Origin of the sequence: Acinetobacter lwoffii, assembly GCF_024129855.1 — a bacterium.
GTDB lineage: Bacteria > Pseudomonadota > Gammaproteobacteria > Pseudomonadales > Moraxellaceae > Acinetobacter > Acinetobacter lwoffii_L.
On sequence record NZ_JAMXXC010000003.1, the window covers coordinates 141,467 to 153,728 of the forward strand.

General features: G+C 38.8%; 13 protein-coding genes. 7 read left to right on the forward strand and 6 right to left on the reverse strand.

What is annotated here, in order from left to right:
• Positions 1-19: 19 nt before the first annotated feature.
• Complete coding sequence (locus tag NI465_RS04170; RefSeq protein ID WP_253144416.1) at positions 20-1,648, forward strand: PglL family O-oligosaccharyltransferase; 1,629 nt, start codon at positions 20-22, stop codon at positions 1,646-1,648.
• A 16-nt stretch (positions 1,649-1,664) separates the two neighbouring features.
• Entirely contained in the window at positions 1,665-3,299 is a 1,635-nt protein-coding gene (locus tag NI465_RS04175; protein WP_253144418.1) for a PglL family O-oligosaccharyltransferase, read from the forward strand.
• 49 nt (positions 3,300-3,348) lie between these two features.
• On the opposite strand, the gene bfr is transcribed toward NI465_RS04175, so the two are convergent.
• From bfr to gmk, 6 genes are all read right to left on the reverse strand, one after another.
• On the reverse strand, positions 3,349-3,813 hold the full coding sequence (gene bfr / locus NI465_RS04180; RefSeq protein ID WP_180086815.1) for a heteropolymeric bacterioferritin subunit Bfr: 465 nt from the start codon (positions 3,811-3,813) through the stop codon (positions 3,349-3,351).
• Between the two features lie 236 nt (positions 3,814-4,049).
• Complete coding sequence (locus NI465_RS04185) at positions 4,050-4,244, reverse strand: bacterioferritin-associated ferredoxin (RefSeq protein ID WP_004644972.1); 195 nt, start codon at positions 4,242-4,244, stop codon at positions 4,050-4,052.
• A 220-nt stretch (positions 4,245-4,464) separates the two neighbouring features.
• Positions 4,465-4,848, reverse strand: coding sequence for a RidA family protein (locus NI465_RS04190; protein ID WP_004644973.1), 384 nt, complete (start codon positions 4,846-4,848; stop codon positions 4,465-4,467).
• A gap of 75 nt (positions 4,849-4,923) precedes the next feature.
• A complete protein-coding gene (locus tag NI465_RS04195; RefSeq protein ID WP_180086816.1) occupies positions 4,924-7,029 on the reverse strand; it encodes a RelA/SpoT family protein in 2,106 nt (701 codons plus the stop codon).
• Positions 7,030-7,244: 215 nt separating this feature from the next.
• On the reverse strand, positions 7,245-7,526 hold the full coding sequence (gene rpoZ, locus NI465_RS04200; protein WP_004281186.1) for a DNA-directed RNA polymerase subunit omega: 282 nt from the start codon (positions 7,524-7,526) through the stop codon (positions 7,245-7,247).
• 76 nt (positions 7,527-7,602) lie between these two features.
• The gene (gmk, locus tag NI465_RS04205) at positions 7,603-8,226 is read right to left on the reverse strand and encodes a guanylate kinase (protein ID WP_114541860.1); all 624 of its coding nucleotides are present in this window, start codon (positions 8,224-8,226) and stop codon (positions 7,603-7,605) included.
• 134 nt (positions 8,227-8,360) lie between these two features.
• Between gmk and ispH the strand changes: the two genes are divergently transcribed.
• The 5 genes from ispH to NI465_RS04230 all read left to right on the forward strand — a co-directional run bounded on the left by ispH (position 8,361) and on the right by NI465_RS04230 (position 12,251).
• On the forward strand, positions 8,361-9,311 hold the full coding sequence (gene ispH / locus NI465_RS04210; RefSeq protein WP_180086818.1) for a 4-hydroxy-3-methylbut-2-enyl diphosphate reductase: 951 nt from the start codon (positions 8,361-8,363) through the stop codon (positions 9,309-9,311).
• A gap of 161 nt (positions 9,312-9,472) precedes the next feature.
• Positions 9,473-9,958: a pilus assembly FimT family protein gene (locus tag NI465_RS04215; protein WP_184412759.1), complete on the forward strand. Its 486-nt coding sequence runs from the start codon at positions 9,473-9,475 to the stop codon at positions 9,956-9,958.
• A 2-nt stretch (positions 9,959-9,960) separates the two neighbouring features.
• Entirely contained in the window at positions 9,961-10,509 is a 549-nt protein-coding gene (gene pilV, locus NI465_RS04220) for a type IV pilus modification protein PilV (protein WP_253144420.1), read from the forward strand.
• A complete protein-coding gene (locus NI465_RS04225; protein WP_184412753.1) occupies positions 10,509-11,477 on the forward strand; it encodes a PilW family protein in 969 nt (322 codons plus the stop codon). Before pilV ends, NI465_RS04225 begins: the two co-directional genes overlap by 1 nt.
• Positions 11,478-12,251, forward strand: coding sequence for a pilus assembly PilX family protein (locus tag NI465_RS04230; protein WP_184412750.1), 774 nt, complete (start codon positions 11,478-11,480; stop codon positions 12,249-12,251).
• Positions 12,252-12,262: the final 11 nt, after the last annotated feature.

Here is a 12,262-nt window from a genome sequence, read left to right on the forward strand (position 1 = left end):
TTTTTTATGAGATTTTACAATGGAAAAAATATGTATTTTAGTTTTCTTTTTTCTTTTAGGAATATCTTATTTAATTCCACTTCATTTTAACCCTTGGTTAACATTTATAAGTGAAATTCTAGTTTTTGTAGGTTGTATTTTTTTAACAGTAAATCTTTTTAAAAATAAAAATATTATTTTTCCAAAAATTATTATTCCTATTTTTTTGCTATCATTACTTCCTTTGTTTCAATATTTTTTTGGTCAAGTTTATTTTTTTAGTCATGCAATTTTAAATACCATTTATATACTTACATCATTTTTAATAATTGTGGTTGTCTACAATATAGTAAATGAGCATGAAAATGAAAAAAAATATTTTTTTATAAAACTAAACTGGACGTTTGTTGTAGTTGGTTTAGTTAATACTTGTTTGGCAATATACCAGTGGTTGAATCTGGATTTCAACACATCTTTAGTCACGTCACTTGAAGGCTCACGACCTTTTGCTAACTTTGCACAACCTAATAATATGGCAACTTTTCAAATTATTTCTTTTTTAAGTTTAATATATTTATATTTAAAGCAAAAAATTAATTTTTATTTACTTTTAATTTTATCTATAGTTTTTATATTTTCTATTGCCTTAACTCAATCTAGAACAGCAGTTGTTGCACTTATATCTTTGCTGTTTGCTTTAGTTTTTTTTATAAAAATTATACATATAAAAGTATTGGTTTATTATTTTATTTCAGTTCTTATGTATTTTTTATTCAGTATTTACTTAGTAAATATATCAAATTTTATAGCAAAAATATTTGGATTGAATATTGTTAATATTAGTTCTAGTGTCGAAAGAGGTGTAAGTAGTAGTGGTCGTATAGATTTTTGGATTCAAATGTTCTATGCAATTCTGGAACGGCCTTGGTTTGGTTATGGTTGGAACCAAACAGCACTTGCACAGTATCAAAATATGGATAAATATCCAATTAGTGTTTGGATAACAAGTAGTCATAATTTATTGGTTGATATAATAGTATGGTGTGGAATTCCTATTGGGATATCATTTATTTTATACTGTGTATATTTGATTTCTAGTTCAATATTAAAAATAAAAAAAATAGAGGAACTATTTGCTTTTTGTATGATTTTAACTTTTTTGGTTCATTCAATGCTTGAGTATCCTTTACATTATGCATACTTTCTAATTCCTTTTGGAATTTTTTTGGGATTCATATTATCAGCTAATTCAAACTTAAAATTCTATACCTTTTCTTTTAGATATCTTGGTATATATACTCTTTTTCTAATGGCTGGTTTGTTATTGGTTTGGAAGGATTATTTGCTCTATATTGAAGAAAATCATAGAGCTATTGATCATAGTTTATATACCTCTAATATAGAATTTCAGCAGAAACGAGATTTATATATTTTAGATGAATTAAATTTTAGATTATATTGGATTGCTTTAAATCCAAAACAAAAATTAAGTAAGGAGGAGATTGAGGCTATTGAAAAAATGGTTTCTCTTTATTTAACACATTTTGATTTATATAAGTATGCAAAAATTCTAGCATATAATGGCTATGAAAATAAGGCTCGCTATCATCTACAGTTGATTAAACAATTATATGATGTTGAGCGGTCCTATAAAAATTTGTTAAAATAAAATTTTGTGATTTTGAATGAAATTCACGCTTGCCCTCATCGCAGCAATTCTTATTTCTCTCGCATGGCTCATGCCCATTCACTACCGCCCCTGGGTGACTTATACGGGGGAGCTTTACGCATTCTTTGCTCTATTTGCATTAGCTGCAATTTGCTTAAAAGAAAAACTCAAAATTCCTGCGGTCAGTTTGCCATTCTTGCTACTGGCTTGTGTTCCTCTTGTGCATTTTCTGGCAGGACAGGTATTTTTCTTTAGCACTGCCATGATGGGCTTTATTTTCGTCTTTAGCTTTTGGCTGGCCAGTGTTTTGGGTTATAACCTTTCAACAGGAAACTATAACCGAGAAGAAACTTTCGCTAATCTGAGTTATGTATTTTTAGCTTCAGGTACAGTCACAGGCATTATCGCACTTTGCCAATGGACTAACTTGGAATCGACTTTGCCGGGTATGGTGAATATCAGTGGCAATCAGCGGCCTTATGCCAACTTTGCCCAGCCCAATAATATGGCAACCTTTTTGCTCATGTCCTTGATGGGTTGCCTTTACTTATATGAAAAGAAAAAAATCCAAACTAAATGGCTATTTTCATGTGCGGCAATCATTGTCGTTGGTGTGGCGTTAAGCCAGTCACGTACCGCATGGGTCGCCGCGACCGCGATCATATTGTATTTAGCTTTCTATCAATACAAAGGCATTATCCGCCTGAAATGGTATTACAGCACCGCTTGGTTCCTCTTCTTTATTTCCTGTATTGTGGCTTTTCCATTACTCAGTCAGCTCGCTGCACAGGCAATGGATACGGACGTAGTTCAAAGCCGGGATGTGGTAGCGCGTGCCACCGGCGATATGTCACGCCTCGCAATCTGGCAGCAAATGATTGCTGCGATTAAGGCGCAGCCATGGTTTGGCTATGGTTGGTATCAAACTAGCGCAGCGTTCGTTTCAGTCAGCGATACTGTACAAGGCCCGGTGTGGATCCGTAGTGCGCATAATTTTATTATTGATTTCCTGATCTGGAATGGACTGATCATCGGTCTGCCTTTCTTGGCATATTTTGGTTATTTAGGCTTTCAGTTACAGCGCTGGGTGAATACGCCAGAATCTGTCATTGGAATCTTGATGATCGGGGCTTTTGTGACACATGCCATGTTTGAGTTCCCGCAGCACTATGCCTATTTTCTGCTACCAGTCGGTTTTATTCTGGGTACGGTTCTGGCACAAAATCCAAAAATTAAAACAGTGGTTATGCCATCAATCGGCATGAAATTCATTTTTGCTGTTGGGTTACTTTTATTGATTGTGATTTATCGCGACTATGATGTTGCGGTGCCAAAACTCGGACAAAGTATTCGTTATGAAAAGCAGCCGGAAAAAATCACTAATGAAAAACCGATTTATCTGCTGACTGAGTTTAATCATCGCATTGCCTGGATTCGTCTGAATCCTTATAGCAAAGCGTCTGCTGAACAGATTCAGGAAAGTGAACAAATGGTCTTGAGTTATCCGACTAAATATAACCTGATCAAATATGCCAAACTTTTAGCTTTTAATGGATATGAGGCGGAAGCCAAGCACCAGCTGCAACGCTTAAAGACTATTCAGAAAACTGAAATGAGTTATGAAGAACTAATGCAGCATGTACCTCGTTAAATACAAAAAAGCCAGCAGATGCTGGCTTTTTCTTGGCTTAACTTTAAGTTTAGAGCTGACTTTGAATATAGTTTTCGATACTAATACTTTCGATCAGATCAATCTGCGTTGTCGTCCAGTCTAGATAATTTTCTTCTTTCTCTAGAATTTCCTGAACCAGATCACGTGTTACATAATCCATTTGGGTTTCAGCCAGCGCGACTGCTTTCTGGATGACTTCAATATTTTCTTTAACTTTACGCACATCACAATGCAGTACTTCTTGAGTATGCTGACCGATATACAGTTTGCCCAGATTCTGTAAATTTGGCAGACCTTCCAAAAATAAAATACGTTCAATAATTTTATCGGCATGTTTCATCTGAACAATGGATTCTTTATATTCTGCCGAGCCCAGTTTCTCAATGCCCCAGTCATTAAACATGCGCGAATGCAGGAAATACTGGTTAATGGCAGTTAAGTGGTGATACAACACCTGATTGAGCTGATTAATCACATCACGATTGCCTTTCATCGCATGACTCCATTTGGACCTGTTTTATCTTTCTAAGAAAGCGCTCTAATCCTGATAGTAAAGCAAGTCAGGGGCAAATGGCGAGTAATTTATGGAACAGCAAATGAAAATCGACATCGAATCGATCCAGACTCGGATGAGTGGCAATAAAAACCCGCCAGAGTCAAAGGCGGGGGAGGAGTAATGATCAAAGATCATTGTTTTTCATTATGCTTATAAGGAGAAATATTTTGAATTTATGCTGCAACAGCCAGGCGTGCTGCAATTTGTGAAACTTCATCACTGATGATCATACGAGCTTCTGGTGCACAACGGCCACAGCAAGTTCCCAAGTCCAACATATCGCGGACATCACGATAACTTTCAGCGCCATTTGCAATAGCATCTTTAATGTCTTGATCTGTAATGCCACGGCATAGACAAACGTACATAGGACACAACCACAGTGATTAAATAAGATAAGTAATATTATTGATAATTGTTATCGTTTGTCAATAAAAATCATTTGAAATAGCTTTTATCATGATTGATGATTTAGATAAAAAATCACTGCCTGAGCGGAAATCCAAGTACTGCTTAGATTTCCGCACAAGAGTGATTTGTGATTTAGAATGAGATATTGCAGGGCGGGAATTAAGTGGTTTTTATAACTTATTGATTAATGATGACAATACCATCCATTTCAACCAAAGCATCTTTAGGCAGGCTGGCGACACCTAAAGCGGCACGTGCTGGATAGGGCTGGGCAAAATACTCACCCATAATTTGATTGACCAGTTGAAAGTGAGATAAGTCGGTCAGGAAAATATTCAGTTTGGCAATATCTGCCAAAGAGCCACCAGCGGCTTCACAGACTGCTTTTAAGTTATCAAACACCCGGCGAATTTGAGCTTCAATGCCTTCAACCAGTTCCATACTATAAGGATCCAGGCCAATTTGACCTGATAGATATAAGGTATCACCCACTAAAATGGCTTGCGAATAAGTGCCAATCGCAGCAGGGGCATTTTCAGTATGGATTACTTGGCGGGACATTAATTTCTCCTTTTATCATCGACATACATCATATTCGATCAATTCGGCCGATCAAAGCACTATCGTTTTAAATGATTAACTCGCTTTAGAGGCTTCACTGAAAACGACGGGCTGTGCCAGACGGATAATTCGCGGGAAACCGAAATACATGCGTAAATCCCGGATAATCTGTGCAATCTGTTTACGGTTATGCACCACGATATTGACGTAAGTTTTGTCATCCTGAGTGCGCACCATTTCCACCCCGGAATGCGCTTTACGACATTGGTAAATCAGGTCGGAAATCTGCTCGTCATTCATGTCCAGGTCAATGCTGAGATAGGCAGTAAAGCTGATATCTTCCAGATCATCAGAGGTCCACTGCAACAACATGATATTTTCTGGATGCTGATGCTGTTCATGCAGCAGGTTATGGCAGCGCGCACGATGCACAATCAGACCGCGACGGGTCAAATGCCCCTGAATTGGATCACCCAGCACAGGATTGCAGCAATGTGCATATTTGACATCGACACCTTCCGTTCCCTGAATCAGACGGTCTGAGCTGGCGATATTCTGATGCTGATCTTGGGCAAATAAATGGTTGGCCACCAGTTGTGGTAATAAATCACCGACTGCAATCTGTTCAAACAGCTGTTCTTTGCTGGAAACATGGCGCCATTCCAAGAGGTTTTTCCAGTCTGCTTCAGTCAGATCACGAATAGAACGATGGAACAGTTTCAGTGCACGATTGAGTGCCTGTTGTCCGACCAGACGTTGCTCATCTGGATCTTGATCACGCAGAATATTCTGAATAGCGCGACGGGCTTTCTGGGTATTAATAAAACTGAGCCAATCTGGGTTAGGCGTCGCAAGGACATCAGTAATAATTTCTACCACCTGACCACTGACTAGAGGTGTTGAAAGGGGCTTGGTTTCATTATTAATTTTTGCACCCACCGCATGATTGCCTAGGAATAAACTCGCGGCATAAGCAAAGTCAACCGCCGTGGCGCCTTGTGGCAATTCATGTAAATGGCCGTGCGGGGTATAGACCCAGATTTTTTCTTGGTGCAGATAGTCCAGTAATTCACTAAAAGTGGTTTTGGCACATTCACCATCGACCAGGACATTCAGATTCTGCATCGAGGCCTGAATCGCAGAGCGGCAGGCCTGCGGGGCACTTTCACCGAGTACGACGCCAAAACGTGCTGCTTTACGCATCAGTTCGGTTTGAATGGTGAGCGACAGGGTCGTCTCTTCGCCTTTCAAGCGCATCATCAAGGACTGGTTGCCTCCCGGTAATGGACGGCGGATATGATCTTCATAACTCTGGATTTTAAAGCTTTGGGTCAGAATTTCTGCCAGTCGGTCACAGTCCGCGATGCTCTGTAAAATAATCTCAAAAGCATGGCTATGCGTCAGCTCTTGCAGGTCGATATCATTTTTGACGAAGTGGCGCAGTAGCTCAATATTGTTGTTTTTCTTTTTGATCCGGCCTTGAATGGCATGCTGTTGCAGCAGTTCAGTCAAGTTCTTTTCCCATTTGGCCTGATATTCACAGCGTTTCGGCTTGGTTTCCTGTAGTGCGGTCTGAACGTTATTGTACATATCCAGATCAAGATTCTGATAGCACAAATGTTCCAGATTGTCGGCCATTTCATTCATGCCGACAATACGTGCCATTGGCACAAAAATTTCAAAGGTTTCGCGGGCAATACGCGCACGTTTGTCCGGACGTAGTGCATCCAAAGTGGTCATGTTGTGATAGCGGTCGGCCAGTTTCACAATAATGACACGTGGATCTTGTAGAGTCGCTTGCAGAATTTTCCGGAAAGAAGCTGCTTTATTATATTCTTTATCGCTGGAATGACTGAGTTTGGTGACACCATCGACTAGTTCAGCGACGGTAAAACCAAAAATCTTGCTAATATCATCTTTGTTGAATTCAGTATCCTCAATCACATCATGCAGCAGGGCAGCCATTAAGGTTTCAGTGTCCAAACGCATATGCGCCAAGATACAGCTGACCGCAATCGGATGCAGAATATAAGGCTCACCACTTTTACGCACAATCCCGTCATGCGCCATATCGGCATAATCACAGGCCGCAAGCACACGTTCGACATCGCTTTCACTTAAATACGCATCGATAATGATCTCTAACTGCTGCTTGGCTTGACTGACCTGTGGGCCTGGCATAAAACACCTTTTTCAACTGAATTTTTTACAAATAAAACGTGAAAGCGCTTTAGAAATGTGAATTTCCTGGTTTGATGGTTTTTGGCTGCTAGCGAGCAGAAAACCAATACAAACTTGATAGCTAACCCTTATGTTATAACCGTTCTGGCATAAATATAAAAGTCACATAACAAAAAAAGCCTAGTTTAGAACTAGGCTTTTTGAGTGACGATCTCTTATTGGAAAGAAAAACCGTCTAAGTTTAGATTATTTGCAGAAAGTGCAAGATCCAAGCTTGATGTTTGATAGTCTTGATCACGTTGTTTCAAAATGTCTTTTGATACATGACCTGAAGCGATTTCACGTAAAGCAACAACAGTCGGTTTGTCATTGTCCCATTCTACAGTTGGTTCAATACCTTGACGTGCCAATTGACGCGCGCGCTTGCTTGCCACTAGTACAAGCTCAAAGCGGTTGTCTACATGGTCTAAACAATCTTCAACGGTGACGCGTGCCATAAGAATTCTCGTTTGAATAATAAATTTTAACAGACTGCACAGTATAAAAGGCTTTGTCTATAGACTCAAGTTTTAATCACTGTTCAGTTGGTGTGATGAGCTGCTGAATCAGTTTTTCATGACGGTTGGCCTGTTGCGACAAGGTCAAGCGGTTAGCGATAATGACCGCTTCCAGGTCATGCAGCGCCTTATTAAAGTCATCATTGATAATAATATAGTCAAAGTTGCTATATTGTTGCATATCTTCTACCGCGCAGCTGAGACGATGTTCGATCACATCCACCGTGTCGGTGCCGCGGTTAGACAGGCGTTCACGCAGGTCAAACTGGCTTGGTGGCAGAATAAAGATTTGTTTTGATTCAGGAAATAAGCGACGGACCTGCTGTGCACCCTGCCAGTCAATCTCGAGCAGGACATCATGACCTTTAGCCAGTTGTTCTTTTACAGTCGCTTGCGCAGTACCATAATAGTTACCAAAGACTTCAGCATATTCAATAAAGCCACCTTCATTGACCAGATTGAGAAAATCTTCTTTGGTAGAGAAGTGGTAATGCACACCATCGAGTTCGCCAGGTCGTTGACCGCGTGTCGTATGAGAAACAGAAACATGAAGATTGTTGACACGTTCAAGTAATGCTTTAACGAGGGATGTTTTGCCTGTTCCAGACGCAGCAGAAACGACAAACAAGAGACCCGACATGATATTTTTCCTGATATGATAAAATATCTTCTCTATTTTAGAGTAGAGCGACTTTAAACTAAATAGTTGTACGTCGATTGTTTTACATTTATTTCAATTGTTGCAGCATAAATTGAGTGAGTATTGAGGATTCTATGGAAATTGTTTTAGCCAACCCGCGTGGTTTCTGTGCTGGTGTGGATCGTGCCATTGCGATCGTGAATCGTGCCTTAGAATGTTTCAATCCACCGATCTACGTGCGTCATGAAGTCGTACATAATAAATTTGTTGTAGATGACTTACGCCAACGCGGTGCAATTTTCGTTGATGAACTGGATGAAGTTCCCGATGATAATATTGTGATTTTTAGTGCACATGGTGTTTCTAAAGCAGTCCAGCAAGAGGCTGAACGCCGTGGTCTGAAAGTTTTTGATGCCACTTGCCCCTTGGTAACCAAGGTGCATATTGAAGTGACCAAATATGCTCGTGAAGGGGTTGAAGCGATCTTGATTGGTCATGAAGGACATCCGGAAGTTGAAGGCACCATGGGGCAATATGACAAAAAAAATGGTGGTGAGATTTATCTGGTGGAAGATGAAGAAGATGTCGCCGCTTTAACGGTACGCAATCCTGAAAAAGTCGCTTTTGTCACGCAAACCACTTTATCAATTGACGATACGGCGAAAGTGATTGATGCTCTTCGCCAGAAATTTCCGCTGATTCAAGGCCCACGTAAAGACGATATTTGCTATGCAACTCAAAATCGTCAGGATGCTGTACGTGACTTAGCTGAACGTTGTGATGTTGTGTTGGTAGTCGGATCTCCAAATTCATCAAATTCAAACCGCTTACGTGAGCTCGCTGAACGCATGGGTAAAGCTGCTTACCTGGTCGATAATGCCGATGAGCTAAAGCAGGAATGGTTTGCAGGTAAGTCCCAAATTGGTGTAACTGCTGGAGCTTCCGCACCAGAGATTCTAATTAAACAGGTGATTCAGCGGCTACAGGACTGGGGTGCGCAGGCACCGCACGAATTAGATGGAAGAGAAGAGAATATAACTTTTAGCCTGCCAAAAGAATTACGTATTCCAGTCACTCAAGCTTAAAATGTAACGTACTTATCACCTGAATTATAATTTTAAAAAAACAGATAACTATTTTTGCAGTTATCTGTTTTTTTATGCCATTCATCTCTATTTGTGTGGGTTTTGTAATCTAATTGGATACTATTTTTAATGAGGTAAGGTTTTGTTGCTTTGAGGGCAGGATGCAAAAACTAAAAGGATTCACATTAATTGAGCTCATGGTGACAATTGCAGTATTGGCAATTGTAGCAAGTATTGCTGCTCCAAAATTTCAGGATACGATGGATAAAAGATCTATTCAAAGAACTTCTACAGATTTAGAGAAAGCTTTAGTACAAGCACGAGCAGATGCAGTTTTATACCGTAAAGAAGTTACTGTTTATTTTGGTGTTAATGGTATTGACGATCCTGCTCATCGCTATTGGAAGCCTGCCGAAGGTGTAACGTTATCATTTATTGAGGGTACATGTACAGGAACTACATGGTCTCAGGCTGTGATGGGATCTCCGCTTACTTTCATTAAATTTCTACCTCAAGGGAATGTAAGTGGATTGCCTGCAAATTTAGAAATAAAAATAACAAATGCTAGTACTCAAAATTATATTACTTTAACTAATTTTGGTCGAGTGTCATCTAGCAAGACCTCTGCATTTGTTGGGAGTTGTTAATAATGAAAATTAAAACTCAACACGGTGTAGGACTTATGGAAGTGTTAGTAGCGCTTATTTTGCTTTCAATAGGTGTTCTGGGATTTTCTATACTGCAGGTACGTGCAATGGAGGCTTCTTTAGATGCATCAAAGCGAATACAAGCAATGAATTTAGCAAGAGATCTATCTGAAAGAATGCGCGCAAATAAGTCAGGATTGTCTAAATCAATAACTGTGACTGAAAATGAGATTGATAAGCTTGTTGACGCATATAGTAATGCAATGTCGGGAAAATATTATATTTCAAGTCATACACCCAATTGTATTGGAAGTACAAAATGTTCAAGCAAAGATTTTGCACAAGAAGATGTAAATCAAATTCTTTATAGAGCCTATACATCAGGTATGAAGATTGCACTCAATGACTGTCCTGGCAATATGAGTTTAAATCGCTTTTGTGTTTATGTAGCTTGGGGGGAGACATTGCCAAAAGATGGTGGAACAAATGCATGTACTAATAGTGGAAGCTTGACGTCTAACTCTAAATGCATAGTTCTGGAGGCATACTAATGAGGTACTCAAAAGGTTTAACACTCATTGAATTAATGGTTTCCTTAGTTATCGGTTTAATTATTATTGCTGCCGCATTTCAGCTCTTTTTAACAGGAAGTATTAATTATAATTTACAAAAAAATCTAGCAGAACTTCAAGATAACGGTAATTTTGGTCTTAACTATCTAGTAAAAGATATTAAATTAGCAAATTTAGATGCCGATTTGGCAATAATAAATGATCGAAATCAATATAGTGGTATTGTTCTCACCAGTTCTAAAAGCTATACCTCTTTAGCTGAAGAAGATAAAAAAGTTCAGTCTGCGAATCTTCCATTATATCTAACAAACTCATCTGTGGAACTTAGTCAGCTCACTAGAGCTAAAGTAGGGCCAAGTAATGTCAATGTCGCGAGTGACCAGTTAGTCATTCAATATAAAGCATTTGATCCTCAAGGATTTGATTGTGAAGGAAATGCGATTACTCAAGATGAGATTAATGAAGGTTTATTTATTGTACAACGATATTTTTTGCGAACAGATGGAAAGGATACAGATTTAGCTTTAGCGTGTGATGCTGGCCGATATAAAACCTTGGTGCCTACTGATAATCTGCCAGGGGGGATCAATGGACTAGGGGGTAATGGTCAAATCGTTATGCGAAGAGTGGACTACTTTCATGTACTGCTCGGGGTCAAACAAAATAATAGTGATGAATTTAGTTATATGACGATTGATCAATACATGGGAAGTACCAATAGTTTGGTGAAAGATGCAGCTCCGCGTGCACGTATCATGTCTATTCAGTTAGGGGCTTTAGTACGTGGTTTTGATTCAGTCGCAGGGAATGAAGTAATGCCGACAGAATTTAGGGTGTTAAATCAAAATGTAGAGTTAGATGGTAGCTTGACGGAAAAGTATGTAAGAGATGTGGTGAGCCAAACAGTTGCATTAAGGAATGGCTATGGTCTTATGGAGGAGTTGTAAATGAAACAGTTCCAAAAGGGTGCGACATTAATAGTTGTATTGTTCGTACTGATATTTATGATTCTCATAGGGACACTTGCTGTAAAGCAAAGCTTGGTAGGTTTAAATGTTGCCACAAATAGTCAAGCACAGAGTTTAATGAAGCAAACAGCAGATGCTGTATTCTTTGCTATAGAAAGAGATAATCAAAACTCTGCAACTTTTCAAAAAAATTTAAGTGCTTTAGGTTTATTTGGAATGGTGAAATCTGATGATTTTATTTATAAAGAATTAGTTTTTTGTTTTAGACCTAAATCTCAAAATAAAGTTTTTAATATACAAAAGGCAAGTATTATTTACCCTACTAATAATACTAATGGAATCAATAATTCCAGTTTAGGTACTGCGGGATTTTGTGAGTACACGTCTTCAGATTATAGCAGTAGCCGTGACGTTATGATTTCTCAAGTAGCTGTTAAAAAAAGTAGTTTGCAGACAGATATACCTTTTAAATTTTATCCTTTAGGAACTGATACTTCAACCGTGCAACTTGATCAGGTACAACCTATTCAAATTGTTGTGACTACGATTATTCCTGGTGCAGCAAGTAGTTCGGGTATAGGTTGGTCATCGTTTAATACTCAAATAAATGATTGTTTTAAGAAGCGTATTAATTTCAAGTCAACAGATTATCCAGGTCAGCAAACCGTAGCAGAGTGTTTTAGTGCATTAGGCGTTCCATATAGTCAGCAAGTTATGGATTATGCTGTTATTAGTTATGCATCTAAAAGTTAAGGAAATTTTGG

Bases quoted from the DNA above. Each gene is read 5' to 3' on its own strand.
- NI465_RS04170 (WP_253144416.1), top strand. From the start codon at position 20: ATGGAAAAAATATGTATTTTAGTTTTCTTTTTTCTTTTAGGAATATCT.
- NI465_RS04175 (WP_253144418.1), top strand. From the start codon at position 1,665: ATGAAATTCACGCTTGCCCTCATCGCAGCAATTCTTATTTCTCTCGCA.
- bfr (WP_180086815.1), bottom strand. From the start codon at position 3,813: ATGAAAGGCAATCGTGATGTGATTAATCAGCTCAATCAGGTGTTGTAT.
- NI465_RS04185 (WP_004644972.1), bottom strand. From the start codon at position 4,244: ATGTACGTTTGTCTATGCCGTGGCATTACAGATCAAGACATTAAAGAT.
- NI465_RS04190 (WP_004644973.1), bottom strand. From the start codon at position 4,848: ATGTCCCGCCAAGTAATCCATACTGAAAATGCCCCTGCTGCGATTGGC.
- NI465_RS04195 (WP_180086816.1), bottom strand. From the start codon at position 7,029: ATGCCAGGCCCACAGGTCAGTCAAGCCAAGCAGCAGTTAGAGATCATT.
- rpoZ (WP_004281186.1), bottom strand. From the start codon at position 7,526: ATGGCACGCGTCACCGTTGAAGATTGTTTAGACCATGTAGACAACCGC.
- gmk (WP_114541860.1), bottom strand. From the start codon at position 8,226: ATGTCGGGTCTCTTGTTTGTCGTTTCTGCTGCGTCTGGAACAGGCAAA.
- ispH (WP_180086818.1), top strand. From the start codon at position 8,361: ATGGAAATTGTTTTAGCCAACCCGCGTGGTTTCTGTGCTGGTGTGGAT.
- NI465_RS04215 (WP_184412759.1), top strand. From the start codon at position 9,473: ATGCAAAAACTAAAAGGATTCACATTAATTGAGCTCATGGTGACAATT.
- pilV (WP_253144420.1), top strand. From the start codon at position 9,961: ATGAAAATTAAAACTCAACACGGTGTAGGACTTATGGAAGTGTTAGTA.
- NI465_RS04225 (WP_184412753.1), top strand. From the start codon at position 10,509: ATGAGGTACTCAAAAGGTTTAACACTCATTGAATTAATGGTTTCCTTA.
- NI465_RS04230 (WP_184412750.1), top strand. From the start codon at position 11,478: ATGAAACAGTTCCAAAAGGGTGCGACATTAATAGTTGTATTGTTCGTA.